At 35.6% G+C, this 20553-nt stretch carries 11 protein-coding genes; 8 read left to right on the top strand and 3 right to left on the bottom strand.

Translation table 11 applies throughout. From position 1 onward, the window contains the following. Positions 1-3: 3 nt before the first annotated feature. Together RT99_RS17995 and RT99_RS17990 are read right to left on the bottom strand one after the other, a co-directional pair. On the bottom strand, positions 4-9918 hold the full coding sequence (locus tag RT99_RS17995) for a SpvB/TcaC N-terminal domain-containing protein (protein ID WP_052483723.1): 9915 nt from the start codon (positions 9916-9918) through the stop codon (positions 4-6). A gap of 93 nt (positions 9919-10011) precedes the next feature. Beyond that, entirely contained in the window at positions 10012-12984 is a 2973-nt protein-coding gene (locus RT99_RS17990; protein ID WP_042566129.1) for a T9SS type A sorting domain-containing protein, read from the bottom strand. A 522-nt stretch (positions 12985-13506) separates the two neighbouring features. Here RT99_RS17990 and RT99_RS17985 point away from each other — a divergent pair. The 4 genes from RT99_RS17985 to RT99_RS17970 all read left to right on the top strand — a co-directional run bounded on the left by RT99_RS17985 (position 13507) and on the right by RT99_RS17970 (position 17101). Then, positions 13507-14253 carry an electron transfer flavoprotein subunit beta/FixA family protein gene (locus RT99_RS17985; protein WP_042566128.1) on the top strand — a complete coding sequence of 249 codons (747 nt, stop codon included), beginning with the start codon at positions 13507-13509 and terminating at the stop codon, positions 14251-14253. 146 nt (positions 14254-14399) lie between these two features. After that, the gene (locus tag RT99_RS17980; RefSeq protein ID WP_042566127.1) at positions 14400-15368 is read left to right on the top strand and encodes an electron transfer flavoprotein subunit alpha/FixB family protein; all 969 of its coding nucleotides are present in this window, start codon (positions 14400-14402) and stop codon (positions 15366-15368) included. Positions 15369-15532: 164 nt separating this feature from the next. Next, positions 15533-16156 carry a bifunctional nuclease family protein gene (locus RT99_RS17975; protein ID WP_042566126.1) on the top strand — a complete coding sequence of 208 codons (624 nt, stop codon included), beginning with the start codon at positions 15533-15535 and terminating at the stop codon, positions 16154-16156. A 93-nt stretch (positions 16157-16249) separates the two neighbouring features. Continuing rightward, positions 16250-17101 carry a thymidylate synthase gene (locus RT99_RS17970; protein ID WP_042566125.1) on the top strand — a complete coding sequence of 284 codons (852 nt, stop codon included), beginning with the start codon at positions 16250-16252 and terminating at the stop codon, positions 17099-17101. 40 nt (positions 17102-17141) lie between these two features. Here RT99_RS17970 and RT99_RS17965 read toward each other — a convergent pair whose 3' ends face one another. Further along, entirely contained in the window at positions 17142-17438 is a 297-nt protein-coding gene (locus RT99_RS17965; RefSeq protein WP_042566124.1) for an isoamylase early set domain-containing protein, read from the bottom strand. Between the two features lie 238 nt (positions 17439-17676). Between RT99_RS17965 and RT99_RS17960 the strand changes: the two genes are divergently transcribed. The 4 genes from RT99_RS17960 to RT99_RS17940 all read left to right on the top strand — a co-directional run bounded on the left by RT99_RS17960 (position 17677) and on the right by RT99_RS17940 (position 20549). Next, positions 17677-18021 (top strand): 2TM domain-containing protein, encoded by a 345-nt coding sequence (locus RT99_RS17960; RefSeq protein ID WP_042566123.1) that lies wholly within the window; start codon positions 17677-17679, stop codon positions 18019-18021. 8 nt (positions 18022-18029) lie between these two features. After that, entirely contained in the window at positions 18030-18512 is a 483-nt protein-coding gene (locus RT99_RS17955; RefSeq protein WP_042566122.1) for a dihydrofolate reductase, read from the top strand. Between the two features lie 590 nt (positions 18513-19102). Continuing rightward, on the top strand, positions 19103-19834 hold the full coding sequence (gene ubiE, locus RT99_RS17945; RefSeq protein WP_042566120.1) for a bifunctional demethylmenaquinone methyltransferase/2-methoxy-6-polyprenyl-1,4-benzoquinol methylase UbiE: 732 nt from the start codon (positions 19103-19105) through the stop codon (positions 19832-19834). A gap of 1 nt (position 19835) precedes the next feature. Then, entirely contained in the window at positions 19836-20549 is a 714-nt protein-coding gene (locus RT99_RS17940; protein ID WP_042566119.1) for a porin family protein, read from the top strand. Positions 20550-20553: the final 4 nt, after the last annotated feature.

Here is a 20553-nt window from a genome sequence, read left to right as displayed (position 1 = left end):
CATTTAATCTTTATTTTTTGGACCAATATAAGTGGGTGAACCTGGTTGGTAAGCTGGATTATTAGGATCGTAAAATATCTTCTCTGTTTTATGTCCGTTCTTTTTCATTAAGTTGTCTCTTGTCTTAGCTGATTTTTGACCTGATGGCGTATTAGGTTTAATAATTACCGCAGTCCCATCAGATTTAACAGCGTCTTTACGAACATTCCTTCCTTTTAATGGAACTTTTTTCTCAATATCTGTAGCATTATCAAGAGCTTTTAATTCCGCTTGAATTTGTCTATGAGCCTCTTGCCCTGTCACCGCAGTTTTTTTCAGCTTGGTCATTTTATTGACATCACCAGCCTTATCAACCGCTTTAACAATGTTTTTTGCACCTCTGAGTTCAGATAGGAACACCATTCCTAAAGCTCTATCCCATCCGTTTAATTCATTTCCAGCAGAATCATAACCAATAATACCTTCTATAAAACCTTTAGCGTCTCCAACTACAGGCATGAAATCAATAGTTGTTGAAACTTGTGCTCCGGAAAGTCGCTCCGTTGGAGGAGTCATATAATAAATCTGCTTCCCGTTTGGATCAATTAATACAACAGGGTTCTGGTAGCAATATCCGTAAGTATTTAAGTTTTTACTGTTAAAAGCCCCTCTGTTATGATCTCCATCATAATAAAACTCTTCTTCCATTACTGGATTATAAACAGCAAGCGGATCAACAGAATCCCAGATGCTATACTTAGGATCATAATATCTTGCACCATAGTAGTACATTCCCGTTTCTTTATCAAGCTCTTTAGCATTGAAAAGATACGGCGTATTCCACTTAGCATTCTTCTCTTCCAAGAAAACTTCCCCGAAAGGCACGTACTCTACATGCTGAACAACCTCTCCATCTAAGTTGCTAATATACGAAGAACTTCCTAAATGATCCGGATGGTAATAGAATTGTTGTAATTCTGCATTATCATTTTTAGCCATCTTGGCTGTACCCTTTGCAGTTTCTCCTCCAGTAGAACTAGGATTACAACAAAATCCTAAACCATTAACATAATCATTATTATCCAAACCATAGTAAGGAACGTCAAGCGAAGCATAATTTGCTTTAACTGTCTGTAAAGATTTTTTGTATTTAGTGTCATAATCTACTTTTACACCAGAGAATGATTCCCCTGCTTTTTCTACACGTCGCGGATCTGCTCCGTAACTATCAAAATCTCCAATCTTACTTACAATACGCTGTGAGCCTATATAAATGTGTTTAGTGTATCTTCCGCCATTCTGAGCCACCAAATAAGGGTTTACATAAAGCGTAAAATCACTTGTTGAAGTTTTTCCTCCAGAAAAAGCAGAGTTTACAAAAATACCTTGTCCGCCACCGGACATTTTCGTTATACGTTCACCTCCTGCATCATAACTGTAAGATGAAACATAACCGTTTATACTTACTGCTCCCAAACGATTTTCTTCATCCCAAAGCATTTTTTTCTCAAATGCTTTTTCAGCTACTTTTCCGTCAGCTTTTACTTCCTCGGTATTCACGTAAATCATGTTTCCGTTAGCATCATAAACATACTTGTTGTTTTTTTGCTTGTCTAATTTTGGGTCTGTATTTTTAGTTCTGTATTCTGTTTCGTTTACATTATCGAGCTGGTGTTTATTATTACTGTTGTAATTGTAATTCATTACATAACCTGCTTTCAATGCTCCCGGATCACTTACTTTGTTCTGTGCTACGTTTTGTGTTTTGCTCACGATATTGTGCAGATCATCATATTTCATTGTCAGGTTGTAATTGGCCGTTTTTTGGTCAGATCCTGTGTACACTCCACTCGCACCGGTTAACTGGTACAAATTATCGTAACTGTAATTGTGTGCCATCATTCCGCCCATTTTGGCTGTTACACCTGCAGCGCTATTGGTCACATTCAGTACATTGCTTACTTTGTCGTACTGGTACTTGTTGTTCATGAACATTCTTGGCGTATTGGTACCTTGATATCCTGTTCCTGAAGCTACGGTCATATTATCTAGTCTTCTTCTCAGTGGCTCGTAATTGTACTTGGTTTCGGTTCCGTTACAGTATTTTAAATAACTTCTTTGTTCGAACTTGTCGTAGCCTATTTTGTTTACATAATTGTAGCTGTAGGCTTTTTTGCCTGCCACTGCCTGCAATAATCCTCCTGAATTGTAGGTATAACTAATTTTCTCCTGATCGGGATAAATCATTTCCTGCAAACGGTTCCAGCTGTCATATTTCCAGCTTGTAACATAGGTCGCAATGGCTTGATTAGGTACAATTACGGTTCTACGAATACTTTCGATCTCGCCCATTACACCGTATGAGAATTCTTGTGCGCCTGTAACGTCTTCCATTAAAATTAATTTTCCTCTACGGTTTTGGCTCTCGTTTCTAGACCCAAAAACATAACGTACATTATTTTCAGGATGTTCCGGATAATTAATATTCGTCAATCGGTTAAAATCATATTCATACGTAATCTTTTTGCTTTTGGCTTCCAGATTCGCGGTTTGTCTTTCGAGTAAATTCCCTAAAGGATCAAATTTAAAAGTACTTTTTCCGGCGTCTGGCTGAATAACTTGTATACGTCTGTCGGCTAAATCATAAGTGCTTACTGTTTGTTGTCCCTGCGCATCTGTCACGGTAATATTTCTTCCTATTCCGTCATAACCAAACTGTGTAGCCACATTGTTGGCATCAAGAGTTTTCATGGTCAGTCCTGAACCGTTGGCAAAACTTGCATTGGTATTGTTTAATGCATCTGTAACTTCTGTTTTAAGTAAATTACTTTCTATGGTATAAGCCATTTTAGTTGCTGCACCATCGGGCAAAGTCATTGTAATTGGTCTGTCCAAAATATCATACGTTGTTTTGGTCGGCGCAGTCGAATCATAACTATCCATAAATTTATTCCAATCGCCCAAAGGTGCTGTCTGTGGATAGTAGGCTTCTTTGGCACGGCCAAAAGCATCAAACTTCGCACGTCCTGAAACCACCATTACATCACTTTGTTGATCAGGTGTTGTATTATTTGTAATGGCCGCATCTTTCTTAACCTGAATTGGCCTTCCTAATCCATCAACAAAGGTTACGGTTTCGATAGGATCATTTGGATGCTGGGCATCAAAATGTTTGGTTCTCGCATAAGCAGTTCTGGTGATATTTCCGTTTGAGACCACTGTAGTTGGAAAATAATCCATCATTATAGTGTATGGCTGTCCAGTTGCTGCTTCTTTTGGTCCTTGTACTTTGGTCAAACGCCCGAATTCGTCTATTTCTTTTTTCATTACATATCCGTTAAAATCCTCTGTTTCCAGTGCGATCCCATATTGCATATCATAATTCCTGAAGTAGGTGCGAAATTCAAAATTATCTACAATTTCTTCCAGATACATATTATATATATTGTCATAGCGGTATTTATAAACCAAACGCTGTTTCTTATAATTTTCCGGGAGTGTTTTTTGAGTTATATTTCCGTATTTATCATATTGTATGTCGGTAACAGCCCATTGGCTATCATTGAGCTTCTGGCTTACCTGCGTTAAATGATTGTCATAATTCATGTCGTAAACGGCTTTTATCTCGTGTACAGCCAGATTGGCCATCGTGACTTTGCTGCTCGTTGGCAATCCTATAATATGCTTGGTCAAATTATTAGCATAACCAATCTCGATTTTATAATTTCCAGTACTGTTGTCTTTATAACTGTAACTCTTCAAATCACCAAAATCACCTGACCCTACATAGTACTCGTTATTTATTTCACTTAATTTAAGTGGTGTTGTGCCTCCTTCATAAGCAAAAGAAGTCGTGTTTTTAACGGGATTAAAACTCACACCCCTGTCTGAACATATTTTAGTTCCTGGTGTAAAATCATATTTATCTCCTGTTGCTTTTACTCCATATGTATAATAATCCTGACTACTTTGGGTATATTTTACTCCTGAATTTGAAGTACTATTTACACCCTCGTTACTTTCTAAAACGGAACTTAATAAATGCCCTGCATTATAATAATCAGACACATCGTAATTTTGTGTTAGTGTTCTGTATACTTTATCGCCGTTCTCTGTATCGATACTTTGGGTTTTTACTTCTCCAAAACCAAGAAAACTTCTTTCGTGACGTTCGTATTTTCCTTTCGCATAGGCGAACTGTGTTTTCATGTCAGGACCATCGTTGGCGATTCCGTCTTTTACAAGTACACTTTGCATTACCCATTTCCCTCCCGGGTGGTCGTATGTTGGGGTACTTCGACTATAGTCTACAATAAACTCACCTCCAAGCGGCGTGTGAACTGATTTTAACTTATTGGTGCGCGCAATGGTAGAGCGTTTTACGCCCATTGCATCATCTGTCGTAGAGGTCAGATAATCAGGAAAACCGTCACCGTCGATGTCTTGCAACATTGTTTCTACACGGTTGCTTGAAATTCCTGCACTTACTCCTGGATTAACTGCTATTTTAATTTGAACAATAGGTATTGGTACTGCAGCAGTAAACGCTGTATTAAGGGACTCTCCAGTTGAAGAAACCTGTCCCAAAACTCCTAAACCATTCCATGACATTGGCGCGCTGTAACGATCTCCTAAATTCAAACGAACTAAATTATTCTTAAACACCTGATCTACCAGTCCATCACCATTTACATCCTGCAAACTAAAATCAGTCCATGTAATTGTTTTGGTAATTCCATAACCTGCACTGATCGATGAAGATCCCAAATCTACTCCCATTCCTATACTAGGAAATATCGATTCTCCTTTTGTAACATCTTCCAGTCCATAATCTATTGGTTCTGTAAAACCATATCCTAAATTAAGCTGTACTTTTTTGTTACTTAGTATCTTATCAGGCAATCCATCACCATTAAGATCCGTCCAGGATTGAACTGTTTCTTCTTTATTATAACTTATTCCACCGTTTACGGTAACTGCAGACGATTCCTCTTTGGCCTTATCTAAAGCGGCTTTTGCATTAGCAACTGTCTTTTCTGCTTTTTCTACCGCTTCACATGACCCTCCTTTATTTTCCCCGGCAAGAGCTTTTGCCGCTTTATTATAAACTCCTTGTGCAGTTGCTATTGAAGATGCATGCATTGCTCCACCTCCTGCTGATATACTATAAGACTGAGAACTACTGCTGTGTAATCCACTAATAGTTATATTTTCTCCGTCAAAACCACCTTTACTATTTGTCATCTGGATATTTGCTTTGGTAATAATATCCGGAAAACCATCACCGTTCATGTCCTGGTAGTCTGATACGACTTCAGAGTTTCCATCTGCTTCACTCACTGTAAAAGCACCGGCCCCGATTTGTCGTGCTTCACTTTTTGCTTTTGTTATTTTATTAATTCCAAATGCCGTTGAACCCTCTGTACAATATTGATTGTTTGTATTTAGATTTCCGACAGCCAGGCCTTCTAATGGATTTTTCAATACTATATTATCTTCCCCCAAACGTGAACTTGATACTATTGCCCCATTAATATAAGTTAAATTATCTGCTCCCGACCAATATTTTTTAGTTGTTACATCTGGAGTCATAATAGTGAAAATCATTTTTCGAGGGTCTGTTTCTGCTTTGTCAGAATCCGGCAATACGAGTTTACTTTCGTTTATAGGCTGGTTGTAACGCCCATCCATCGCATTGTATATAAATTGTCCCCAATGGCGTTGCATAGGTCCAAATTTCTCGGTATCAGATAAAACCGGAGCAAATACTGCTGCTGTAATTGAAGTTCCGTTTACAGTTACTTTCGTTACAGCTGTTGCGCTATTTCCTAAAGCTGTGCGATCAGATACGGTATATTCTATCCAGATTTTGTCACCTGCCGCTGCGGTTACTGCTAATGGTGTTGCAGCTGTAAGTGCGCCATTTAGCATAGTGTAGTTTTTCTTGCCTAATAAAACTCCTGTACTTGTTTTCGCAGATAAGGTTACTTTATAAGCAATTCCGTTAGTATTGACTGCTGTTAATGCCGGTGTCAAAGTAAGTGTTCCTGCAGCTGCTGCTGTGTACAATTGTCCTTCTATTAAGTGAGTGCCAAAAAGGCCGTAGTCTTTAAAAGGTACTGTTTCATAATCTGATGTTCCGGTTATATTGGCAGAATTTACTCCTGTACAATTAACATCTGAAGGCACCGGAGTTATCGCACTATATTGCCCTAAAGGATAATGCGTTAGTTTTGCATCCCAGCTTATTTTGTCCCAAGCGACATTCGTATCACTGGTTATGGTAATTTTTACTTCCTGATACTCTTCTGTAAGGGCAGGCAGCACCGTTTTTGCTGTTAATACGCCATTAGCAGTTTCTGTAGCGGCATAGGTTTTGCACCAAAGTGTATTAAATATACCTGAACTGTTTTTCCCTAAGAGGCTAACCGTAACGGCGTCACTAGTAATGGGTTTTGTAAATGTCCCCGTTACCTGTACTGCGCCCGGCTCATTTACTTTCTGGATTACTATGTTAGACGTATTATTATCTACTATAAAACCTTCTGTTGCTCTATAGCTAAAACGCTGCTGCCCGTCTGGATTTGTAGGCAAATTGGTTCTGGCGACATCGGTATAAGTAATAACCGGGTTCCAGTCGACCTGATCAAAAGCTCCATTGGCCAAATCTGTACGTCCGGATTGTACCCTGAAATAGACTTTTTCACCTTTGGCTACTGTCTGTGAAGCAACCGAAAGCGTTTTTGAATTTGCTGTTTTAGTTAGTGCCTGCTGTGTTACAATTTGTGTTGATCCTTTTTGGATCCCAACAAATACACCATCTGCCAAAGCATATTCGGCTTCATCATAATTGCCTGTTGGCGCAATAAGCGTCGCTGTACTTTCTATTTTTATTGTTCCTGCAAAAGGTGCTTCCCATACCCTTACTACATCGTGTAAAGGAGAATTGGCAATTGCCTCTGCTTGTTCTGCCGGATCTACCGCTGTTACACTGGTATCTATAGTTCCGCCTCCCATTATAGGGCTGGCTGTATCTGAGCTTGAAGTAGTAAAGGTTGGTATTGCATTACCGTTAAGATTGACAATATGGTTGAAGTATACCACCCCGTCACGAACCAAATCGACTAGCCCATCATTATTAACGTCCTGAAAATAAGCACTATTAATAGACTTACTATTTTCATAACTTGTTCCTACTGTAGCTACTGTAAATCCAATTCCAATTTTTGCTACTACTCCATAACTTGTTGCTGTTGATTTAGAAAATGAAATAGTTGAGATTCCATGAACCTCTAATCGATCTCCAAAAGTATTATTACCCATATTCGGGCGGTAATAAATATGTCCTGATTCATTAAAAACTTTATCAGCAAGACCATCGCCATTAATATCCACCAAGGCCAATAGTCCCTTTGATTGTGAAGGTGAAAATGAAAAGTTAGCCCCAATAGTATTACTTGCAGAAGCATAAGCTTTGTCATCAAGGCCTACTCCTACAAACAATGAGAATCCTTCAGAGGTAGAAACTCCACCTCCTAATGCTGATATTTTGTCATTGAAACTAACACCATCTCTTGTAATATCTGTTTTAGTAATAACACCATTACCGGTTATTTTATCGCTTCCGGTACTCCAGTTTTCGGTATCATTTTTAAAAGGCACATAACCTTCAGCTGCCTTTACATCATCATAATATTCAAAAACATGTTCGTTAAATTTGGCACCGCTGGCATCATTTTGTACTATTTTTTCTAAAAGGGTTTTCTTGAATGCCCCGTCGTCTTTTTTATATATAAAGGAATAACTTCGTACAGTATTATAACCCAAATTGATTACTTTAATATTAGTCAGTAATCTTTGCTGCGAAGTTAAAAACCCATAACGTCCGCTATTGGTTTTTACTGTTTTAACAGCACCGCTTGTAAAAAGAAGACGAGAGAATAATGTTGTATTAATGCGGCCATAATCTATGTAAAGTAAAGTTTTAGAGCCTGCGAAAACTTTACCAACGGTTTCATTTCCTGCACTATAAACATATGCCATGTAATCACCGTGCGTATTTGTCACTTGGCCCAGATACCATTCTGCAATATTTCCATTCTGCCCTTTAATTGCTTCTCTGTAAATATAAACAGTACCACTTTTATCTGTTACATACCAAGTATAATCACTAGTGCTGTTTCCTTTCCTTATAATTTTACTAAAATTGCTTTCTGTTCTGGGATAAAATTGCACTTCCCCGCTTTTACGAGCTATTTTATCACCACGATGCGCTACTGTTGCATTTTGGTTGTCCATTTGCACCAGCATCACACCGTTAAGGCTGTACGTTTCTGTTTCTTCTGTAGGGCTAAAACGTGGTACTCCCCAGCGGGTATCTACCGTAATTTTAGGTATTTCTATGTCCCAGCCTTCACCAAGCCAGCCACTGCTTCCATCACTGTTATAAGTTACATTTATGCTGGGCTGCATACCATTACGTGCTGGCGGTACTTCGATAGCATAACTTAAATTGGCAGATCCTTGTTGGTTTGCTGTTGGCGGTTGTATTGCTTGTATTGCTGCTGTTGGGTCCGCTGCCTTGATGTCGTTCATCATGGTAGCAGCAAAACCTTGCGTGTCTGGAGATTCGGGTGTTTTGATAACCCCGTTGATCATATCGGTAAAATGAGTTGTCTTTGAGATGATGATTTGATTTGTAACATCTAAACTATCACGCTCCAATGCTTCCCAATGTCCTGTGTTTTTATCAAAAAAGAAAGTACGAATGTCTTCTTCCGTATAACCTGGAGGAAGTAATTCTTTGTTGTATCCTAATTTTACCACCGCTCCATCAGCAAAATGTTCTCCGTGTGGTAAAAAACGATATCCTCTGCCATTGGTTAAATTGGTCATTAAAGGATCTAATGCCGGCAAATCAATAGAGCGCAAAGGTGTAATGCTTAATGTTTTATTTTCTAACAAGGCGGTTTTATCTACTTCAATACTGGCAGCGCCAATAGACAATGTCATTTTTTGTCTTTTTACAAATGTTTTAGAACTTCCTGAAAGAACATTCAATAAAGGTTCCTGATGTGTTACCGAAACCGGTTTCATCACAATATTTTGCTGTAAAGTTTGTCCGGCTGCAGTAATGTTTACAGTTGCTTTTGAATTGTTTTGCGCTGGCATAACATACTCAAAAAATCCGTTTTGATGGGGAATTTCTTTTCCTTCAATACTAATCTTGCTGTCTGATGTCAATCCATCTACAAAACCACTTATATATCCTTGTCCATTATAACTTAAAGCAGTAAGATTGTCTAATTGAAGTGATTTTGATTTCCCTTTTTCGATCACCAACGCAAGGTTACGAACCTGATAACCATAGGCTGCATTTTCGGGTAATGAAAATAAAAGAGTATTATCTCCCTGTTGCAGACTTCCTGCACTAATATATTGTTCCTGCGTGCTCCACTGGTCACTTTTCCGCACCCAGTTTCCTCCTCTTGAAAATTCGTCGTTGATACTAATTGCTGCCCCATGATAGTCGGAAATCCCTTGCAGTTCGTAAACAAGTTTAACACGATCTCCTGAATTGAGTTTTTCCTTAAGTAAAAAATGGAATACATTATCTGCAGGATTATCCAGAAGTTTACCTGCATACAACCCGATAACTCCTCCATTTTCGGTCGCAGGAATTATAAGCTGTTTGTTTTCATCAGGCAGATTTTCCGTCGTTTTTTTCTCGCTGTTACTATCCGCTGCTTTCAAATTTGGCAATACTGCCGCATGCTTCTGTGTGTTATTTTGAGTATTTGCTCCCGATGCTGTATTAAAAGATACCGTTTTGGCAGTACTAAAATTATAGGCAAGTGCGCTTTGCCCAAAGATTATGACAGCCAATATACTCGAAGTAATTCTTTGCAGGTTTGATTTTATATTTTCTTTGTTTTCCATTATTGGTATTGATTTTCCTGAATTGGTATGGATAATTATTTTTTGATCTGTAGCCCTGAGGTTTTAAAAAAAAGCCGTCATTTTTAATTACTACTACTGTATAATGATTGATTTAGAGAATTCACCCTCAGTTGTCAATACCTTTATGATATAAATTCCTGATGTGGGAATACTGGTAGTAAACGTGCCTGTTTTTTGAAGTTCCGGATTTCGAAGCTGCGTTATTAATGTCCCTGCTGTATTAAATATCAATACCATCATCTCTGAAGGATTATTTAATTTTACATAAATATTGAAATTTGCCCCTGCTTTTGAAGGTACCGGAGCTACGACAAGATTATCTGTTACAGGTGGTGTTACAGGCGGTAGAATTTCTTTACATTCAGGAGCTTTAATCTCTATTTTTTGCACTACTTTGCTGGCTATACCATCACCTTCTGTTATGGTTAAGTAGGTTGCCGTTGACCATCCAAGTTTGGTGGAACTGTTTACAAAACCGGTATGAGTTAAATTATAAATACCATTACTTGTTCCTTCAAAACCTATAAATCCAAAATAAGGTTTTCCCACCTCTGATTGATACAGATTTGTAGTTCCTACGAGACTGCCATTAACCGAGCATTTTAGAATATCGTTCTGCATTTCCAATTTTATTCTGTCGCCTTTACTTAATGTTGCTAAAACAACGTTATATGTACCTCCTCTGCTAAAGAAAGATAGCCGACCTCCTACTTCTATGTGCACTCCATAACTTAAAGCATCTCGGGTGAGGATTGTTTTTTGATCGATAAAACCTATATATTTATCCTCATATACATAATCAAAAATATCAGATACCGTCCATTCCAAACTTCCATTTCCTGATGTGATTAAGCTTGTGTTTGTTACTGAGGCTACCATGGCAAAAGAGCTACCTCCACTTCTTTCAAAATTGGTCCCTACCATTTCCAAAGTCAAATCATAGTTGCCTGCTTCCAGATTGGTCAACGTTTTTTTAGGTTCATTAAAAGTCCCAGTTTGCAAAACCGTAGAAGTTCCTGTTTTATTCAAAGTGTATTTATATGCCGGAAAACCTTCTTTTACTTCAATATTGATTTTTCCGTCTTGTTGTAAGACTCCATCAACACAAGTAGGCGGTATGGCTTCCTCAACGGCAATTAATTTTACGGCTTTATCTTTATATCCAAAAGAAAAAACATCCTTGCCATTACCATCTGTATCCCATAGTACATTGTTGAAAATTATTTTTTTTCGGGTATTATCGATCTCACTAATGGGTAGGTATTCTACATTATCAACTCCAAATTCTCCAGTACCGGAACGGTCTATAATCAGGTAACTCCTGTCTGTATAGTTTGCAAATTCTGCCGCTCTTGAACTATCATAAGAAAGTTCTACTCTTGATCCTGTTGCTATAAACCCACCATGAAGTACTGTCAGAGAAAAATCTACCGTTTTATTTACTGACGATACAACGCCATAAAAATCCTTATCGAGATCTGCAGGCAAAACAGTCAGGATTCTTGTTGTGATTGATTTTACACCGTTGGGATCATAGATATTTATAAAAACCTGATTTCCTTTTTTCTCTATCGTAGTTTTATGATAATTAGGTATTATTACCCCTAAATAAACGGGTTGTTTGGTGTTTTCGATTGCATAAATGGATCCGTTTGCATCCATTTTTATACCATAATCCATTGGTCCAGCAAGCCCGTTCTGCGCTCCAAATTTTACTGTTACGTCACTTCCTTTTGCTACTGTTTTAAACTCCAGATAACCATTTTTTTTCTGCGTAGGCGTTTTTGTGACACTTATTCCTTCCACATATGCATAATCACTAGTAAATGTACTTTTACCTAAATTCGAATCTACCTCAAATCCTTTACTGTTAAAAAGTAATTTCTTTTGTTCTGCTGTTGGGTTCGGAATGTTCGTAACAAGTTTCCATGTTCTTGCCATTCGTTTTATCCCTGCAATACCACCGGCATCTTTAGTGGCTAAAATACCATTGTCGTCCCCCCATAAAGCGGCATTCTTATCTGCCAATTCATTTGCGGGCATCTGCCCCATTGCCAATAAACGGTAACGTGTAGACTGGTCTCTATAAGCAGGATCCTGATAAGAATCATACGAATCGGAATAATAAGGTCCTTCTTCGTAACTTGTAGTAGAAAAAGGCTGATTCAAACCACTGGCATCATCACGCATAATTCCGGTAATACGGTTGTTGTAGGCTGTGTTTGCACTATAATCCCAAATTAATTTATCGTCACTCGCTATATAAGAATTAGTTAAGCTCACACCATATTTTACAGCCAGATAAGTTTCGGCTTTTCGGCGTTCAAGTAGTGTTAAAATACGGCTGTAGACAAATAATTCAGGCAGATAACCATACAGATTATTATAGAAATTTTTCATGGTATAGGTTGAAAAACCATTGGGCTCATTAATATGAACATTCCCAAGAGTTATACTTGAATTTTGATCTTCTCCCCAAACCGAAATATTAGGCTGCTGATATTGATAATACGAAACAATTTTTAAGGAACGTTCTCTGAATTTGGCTTCTGATCCTTCGCTGTTGTCCTGTTTACGGTACAAATCTTCTCCATTTGCTTCCCCATAATCCAAAATTTCACTGCCTCTTTCAGCACTGTCTACTATTTTATCATTGGTAATTAATGTGCTTTCATTTGGTCGGCCTTTAACTCCGAATATAGTAGTCTCGTAGTTAAAATTGGTGGTTACAAAACCGAAAATTCCAATTATTGTAGCTTGCTGTAAGTTGGTTTGATTTAAGAAAAACTCACTGCTCCAGCCATTCATATAAAGCCCGGTGTTAAAATTAAAATTACGATTGGTATAAGTATATTCCTTAGTAGAATTCCAATCATTAAACTTAACTCCATTGCCGCTAAAATCCTGCCAGTTGAAATAGCCATTTGGCAATTGATTCGTTTTAAACCAAACCTGTGATCCCGGAACTCCACCAGGAGATTGACTATAACCTATAAAATTAATAACCAAAACAAAACTCCAAATTATACTTCTTACTCTTACCATTATGCTTGTATTCTGATTATTAGTGACTAAGTTATTTTTATGCTTTATTTGTAAATAAATATTTAACATAAATTTCCTACAATTTTAAGTTAAATATTCGACTTTTCAAAATAAAATTGATATATTTTCTTACAAATATATTTTTAGTAAGATGTATTGGGATAGTTAATTCTTAAAAAAGAAATATTTATATTGATGTTTTTAAAATATGATTGCGTTATAAAGAGAAGCAAATAGCCGACAAATTACTATAAGTCAGCAACTTGTGTTTTTGTCTTATAAAATAGAGGTTGACAACCTAAAATCGGTTTTCGAATTGTTTCTTTAAAAATCAGGGATTAACTTTATTATATAATTCCTTCATCTTTCAATTCATAAGCTTAAAAAATTTATTTTAAGCTTCATTTCTACCTTTCTGCGAAATCGTAATAGTTTTCAAAAATATTATGCATGCATAGTATAATTATTCCAAATTAAATTCTAAATTTGTAAAAGCATATTATAAATTCAAAATATATACTTATGAAAATACTAGTTTGCATCAGCCATGTGCCTGATACTACTTCAAAAATTAACTTCTCCAATGGTGACTCAGAATTTGATACCAATGGTGTACAATATGTAATTAATCCTAATGACGAGTTTGGTCTAACGCGTGCTATTTGGTTTCAGGAACAACAAGGTGCTAACGTTACTGTAGTGAATGTTGGAGGTCCTGATACTGAACCAACTTTGCGTAAAGCTTTGGCAATTGGTGCAAACGAAGCTATTCGTGTAAACGCAAATCCAACTGATGGTTTTTTTGTTGCAAAACAACTGGCAGAAGTAATTAAAAATGGAGGTTATGATCTTGTAATTGCAGGAAAAGAATCTTTAGATTACAATGGCGGGATGGTTCCCGGAATGATTGCAGGAATTTTAGGTTCTAACTTTTTAAACTCTTGTACTTCTTTAACTGTTGATGGAAACAATGTAAAAGCAGTTCGTGAAATCGATGGTGGAAAAGAAACTGTAAGCACTACTTTACCTCTTATTATTGGTGGACAAAAAGGTCTTGTTGAAGAAAAAGATTTACGTATTCCGAACATGAGAGGAATTATGACGGCAAGAACAAAAGCACTTACTATTCTAGAGCCAGTTGACGCTCCTGTAAATACAAAAGCGGTAAAATTTGAAAAACCAGCTCCAAAATCAGCTGTAAAATTAATTTCTGCAGATAACTTGGATGAGTTAGTTAATCTATTACACAACGAGGCTAAAGTGATTTAAGGTTGTAGCGTTTAGATTTTAGATTGCTTTGCGCAAGGTTAAAATCTAAATTAAACATTTGATTCACTTCAAATCTAAAATCAATAATCTTTTTAGGTTTCATTTTCAAAGAATCTGAAATCTAAAATCTAAAATCTAAAAAAATCATGTCAATATTAATATATGCAGAATCTGCAGAAGGAAAATTTAAAAAAGTTGCTTTTGAATTAGCTTCTTACGCTAAAAAAGTGGCAGAAACTTTAGGAACAACCGTTACCGCTTTAACTGTAAACATTACAGATGTAAGCGAATTATCTAAATACGGAGTTGATAAAGTACTAAAAGTTACAAACGATAAATTAGCAGGTTTTACAGCTAAAGCTTACGCCGATGTTATAAAACAGGCTGCTGAAAAAGAAGGAACAAAAGTTGTTTTACTTTCTTCGACTACAGACAGTATTTATTTATCATCATTGGTTGCAGTAGCTTTAAATGCTGGTTTCGCTTCAAATGTTGTTGGATTACCGGTAAGTACTTCTCCTTTTCAGGTAAAAAGAAATGCTTTCTCAAACAAAGCTTTTAATATTACCGAAATTAGTACAGATGTAAAAGTTCTTGGCCTTGCTAAAAACTCTTACGGAATTTTCGAAAGTGCAGGATCTGCATCTGTAGAAGATTTTAATCCAACAATTGGAGATAATGACTTTGGAGTAAAAGTAGAATCTGTAGAAAAAGTATCTGGAAAAGTATCTATTGCTGATGCTGATATCGTAGTTTCTGGCGGACGTGGATTGAAAGGTCCTGAAAACTGGGGATTAGTTGAAGATTTAGCCGCTGTTTTAGGCGCTGCAACCGCATGTTCTAAACCAGTTTCTGATTTAGGATGGAGACCTCACAGCGAACACGTTGGTCAAACAGGAAAACCGGTTGCAACAAATTTATATATTGCAATAGGAATTTCCGGAGCTATCCAGCATATTGCGGGTATTAACTCATCTAAAGTAAAAGTTGTAATCAATAGCGATCCCGAAGCACCTTTCTTTAAAGTAGCGGATTATGGTATTGTTGGAGATGCTTTTGAAATTGTCCCTAAGTTAACAGAGAAATTAAAAGCGTTTAAAGCACAGCATTCTTAATTTAAAATTCTCTATAAAAATATAGCTGCCTAAAAACAAGATAATCGTATCTTTGTTTTAGGTAGCTTTTTTGTTCCATATTTTTTGATTAAAATTGCACCTTTATTTTCCAATCAAAAAAAGTATTAAAATGTGGCATTAAGTGCCCTTTTTTACCCACATATATGAGTCTAGTAAAATTGTCCATAAAAGGAATTTCATACAGTCAAACTCAAAATGGCGCTTATGCCTTAATTTTGAATGAAGTTGATGGTGAAAGAAAACTACCTATTGTTATTGGAGCTTTTGAAGCCCAATCGATCGCTATTGCCTTAGAAAAAGAGATAAAACCTCCTCGCCCGTTAACACACGATTTGTTCAAAAACTTTGCTGAAAGATTTGACATTGTTGTAAAACAAGTAATCATCCATAAACTGGTTGATGGCGTTTTTTATTCAAGCTTAATTTGCGAAAGAGATAAAATCGAAGAAATCATCGATGCCAGAACATCTGATGCTATTGCATTGGCATTACGTTTCAATGCACCGATTTTCACTTATAAAAATATCTTAGACAAAGCGGGTATTTATTTAAAATCAAATACTGCAGAAACAGATCAGGGTTCTCAGGAAATAGATGATGTACTTTCGAATCCGGAAACTTTCGGGCATGAAGAAGAAAGCAATCAATCCGGCGATGTTTATGCAAAACATAGTTTACAAGAACTAAATGAACTTTTAGATCAGGCAGTTTCTCAGGAAGATTATGAAAAAGCAGCGAAAATTAGAGACGAAATTTCAAAAAGATAATTCTGATTGTTTAATCGTGGATTTGTTTATTCGTTAAATCGATTAAACATTTACCCGAATAAACAACAAAACGAATAAACGATTAGACCAATTATGAAGCAATACTTAGATTTAGTAAAACATGTTTTAGAAAACGGTAACCAAAAAGGAGACCGAACAGGAACCGGAACAAAAAGCGTTTTCGGTTACCAAATGCGTTTTGATTTAAGTGAAGGTTTCCCAATGGTTACAACCAAAAAGTTACACTTAAAATCTATCATTTACGAACTACTTTGGTTTTTAAAAGGTGATACCAATATTAAATATTTACAAGAAAACGGGGTGAAAATCTGGGATGCCTGGGCAGATTCTAATGGAGATTTGGGACCCGTTTACGGTCACCAATGGCGCAATTGGAACAGCGAAGAAATTGACCAGATCTCTGAATTAATTACTGAATTAAAAACAAATCCAAACAGCCGAAGAATGTTAATCTCGGCCTGGAACCCATCAGTTTTACCAGACACAAAGAAATCATTTGAAGAAAATGTAGCAAATAACAAAGCTGCCTTGCCTCCTTGTCATGCTTTTTTTCAATTTTATGTTACAAGTCCTGATCTTGAAAAAGGCGAAACAAAAGGAAAGCTATCTTGTCAATTATACCAAAGAAGCGCCGATATATTTTTAGGCGTTCCGTTTAATATAGCTTCTTATGCATTATTAACAATGATGATTGCCCAGGTTTGCGATCTTGAAGCAGGTGAATTTATTCATACTTTTGGAGATGCACACATTTACAACAATCATTTTGAGCAATTAGAATTACAACTAACGCGCGAACCAAAACCATTACCAAAAATGATTTTAAATCCTGCGATTAAAAACATTTTTGATTTTGATTATGACGATTTTACACTTGTTGATTATGAACCACATGCAGGTATAAAAGGAAGTGTTGCTGTATAAATAAAAAAATCCGCTTAAAATTAATTTTAAGCGGATTTTTTTATACTACCAAAACACTATTTTCACTTCCTGCAAAATCATTCCATTTGTATGAATCTGCTTCAGGATCATTTACATAGCTTCCATCGATTACGTATTTAAACTCGTAAATTGCATCTTTTACTAAGTCATAAGTAGCTTTAAAAGTCCCGTTTTTTAACTTGCTTAAAGTTCCTTCTTCGGCATTCCAATTATTAAAATCTCCAACTACAGCAGCCGAACTTGCATCTTTTGCTTCTACAGAAAATGTAACCTTACAAACTGGTTTTGTTTTGATAAATTGCTTCTTTAAAGACATAACTATTTAATTTTTAGATTTATACACCTAAATTACACAAAATCATTCTTACATTAGACACGTACTAAAGCGATTTGTGACAATAACAAAAAGCGTGTGTAATTTTAATCATATCTATAATTTTAATACTATTTTTTTTAGCAATTAGAATTAAACAGTTGTTTTTAACGAAATATTCCACGCTTCAAATTGTTGAATTTCAAAATAAATTTTAACTTTATGACCTCATTTATATCTTATGGAAAAAGAAGCGCACGAACAATACGAATATGCCAGAAGAAGATTAAGACAAAAGAAAGTTCTTTATTTTCATTTTGTTCTTTTTTTAATAGGGAGTCTATTTTTATTTATAGCAAATAGGTTTTTTGGTTTTGGTGCTAATACAGATCAAAATTGGTGTATCTGGGGCATAACGATATGGCTTTTCATTTTTATTCTGCATTTTATAAAAGTCTACATTACAGACAGATTTATGAATAAAAAGTGGGAAAGAGAACAAATTGACAGACTTGTTGCTTTACAACAAAAAAGAATTAGTCAATTAGAATCAAAAATCAACGAGGATACAGATAACAAAATTTAGTTTATACGATGCTTATAATGATAGCGGCTGTAGCCGAAAATAATGCGCTTGGAAAAAATAATGAACTTGTTTGGCATTTACCAAATGATTTTAAAAGATTCAAGGAACTTACAACCGGTCATCATATTATTATGGGAAGAAAGACTTTTGAAAGTTTTCCAAAGCCATTACCCAACAGAACCCATATTGTTATAACGCGCCAGGAAAACTACAACCCCGATGGTTGCATTGTTGTAAATAGCATTGAAAAAGCAATTGCTATATGTCCTGAAAACGAAGACTCATACATTATTGGTGGAGGAGAGATTTATAACTTAGGTTTGCAATATGCTGACATTATAGAAATCACAAAGGTTCATCATACTTTTGAAGCTGATGCATTTTTTCCTAAAATTAATGAAAACGATTGGCTGTTAGTTGAATCTGAAGAAAATTTTAAAGATGAAAAACATCTTTATGACTACACTTACGAAACTTACATTAAAAGATAAAATAAAAAACATCCCCAAAAATGAGGATGTCTTTAATAAAAAATGATTTCTAGCTTAGGACTCATTCAAGAAATAGTATTTGATAACATGACGTAAAATTTACAATTGTTAAACAATTGAAAACTATTGTTATAAATGAATTGTTTTTCTGAGAATAAATCTCAAAAAATGGGGTCTTTAATACCAAATACCACGAAGGTATTAAAGACAAGAAAATTAAAATTTCCAAAAACAAATTTAATCCTAAGAACGTATTTTGCGCTTTAAAAAATAGTATCATTAAAAATAATACTTTCAAAACTACCTACAAGAACAAATGAAATTACCAGCACAAAAAAAGTATTCATTTGATTTGAGTCACAACAACTATTAATCATTAAAAATTTTAATATTTTTATAGGACAAAAGTGACAATAAAATCTTGTTGCCACAATACCCACTTTCCGTGATTTTTTCACAATACCCACTTTCCGTGATAAGCAAAAGACAATTGTTAGCTTAAAAATCTTTTTCTGAAACATTTGATTTACAAATTAAAAAACCCATAACAGTTAAGTCAGATTGTATTATATTTGCGTAAATAAAAAATAATGACTGAAAAGGTAACCCCATATAAAGACTCTACACTAGGCAAAAAAGAACAAGTTGCCCAAATGTTTGATACTATCTCTGGAAACTATGATAATTTAAACCGCGTAATTTCTTTTGGAATTGATATTAAATGGCGAAAAAAAGTATTGAAAATAGTTTCTGATAAAAAGCCAAAAATCATTCTTGACATTGCGACAGGAACCGGTGATCTTGCTATTTTAATGACACAAACTAATGCTGAAAAAATTATAGGCCTGGATATTTCTGCAGGAATGCTTGAGGTGGGAAAAAAGAAAGTAGAAGAAAAAAAACTATCAAATGTTATTGATTTAGTTTTAGGGGATTCAGAAAGCATACCTTTTGAAGATAATTATTTTGACGCAATTACTGTTGGTTTTGGAGTTCGAAACTTTGAGAATTTAGAAAAAGGTTTCGCAGAAATTTTAAGAGTTTTAAAACCAAATGGTGTTTTTGTTATCTTAGAAACTTCGGTACCAGATAAAACACCTTATAAACAAGGATATAAATTCTATACAAAAAACATACTTCCCGTTATAGGAAAGTTATTCTCTAAAGATAATTCAGCTTATGGATATTTGTCTGAATCGGCTGCTGTTTTTCCTTATGGAGAAGCGTTAAACAATATTTTGAGAAAAATTGGGTTTATAGATGTTGTGGCTATGCCACAAACGTTTGGAGTTGCAACCATTTATTCTGCTTCTAAAAAATAGTATGAAAAAAACAGTAATCTTACTTTTATTAGTCTTAACGACAAAAGGATATTCTCAATTTGCTAAAAACATGTTTAGCAAAGATCCTATTATTAATCTCGAAAACTGGCAAAAACAACGCCTGTACTTCGGGTATTATTTAGGTTTCAATAGTTTCGACTTTAAAATTGATTACAAAAATGTCGTTCAACAAGACATTCAGGTAAAAAAAACAACTGGTTTTAATGTTGGTGTTGTTGCCGATTTAAGATTGCAGGAATACATTAATTTGCGTTTTGAGCCAGGTTTGTATTACACAAAAAGAGATTTGTATTATCCTGAAATGCCTTTACAAAAAGATTATTTAAGAGAAGTAAACAGTACTTATATACATTTTCCTTTACTATTAAAATTCTCATCATTGCGTACCGGAAACATTCGCCCATATTTAGTTGGCGGAATGTCTACGACATTAAACTTATCGAGTAATTCGAAATCTAAGGATGATAACCATGAAGGGAAATTCAGGGTTAAACCGTGGACTGCCGCTTATGAACTTGGTTTTGGAATAGATATTTTCTCTGAATATTTTATTTTCTCACCTTCTATCAGAGGAATGTTTGGTATAACCGATGAATTAATTCGTGATAATCCGGCAAACGGGCCAAGTCCGTGGACAGATAATATTGATTCTATGAAATCAAGAGCGATTTTAATAAATTTCACTTTTCATTAAAACA

Source organism: Flavobacterium sp. MEB061, from assembly GCF_000834715.1.
Taxonomy (GTDB): Bacteria; Bacteroidota; Bacteroidia; order Flavobacteriales; family Flavobacteriaceae; genus Flavobacterium; species Flavobacterium pectinovorum.
The sequence above is the reverse complement of the archived record's forward strand: the minus strand, read 5'-3'. Positions and strand labels throughout refer to the sequence as shown.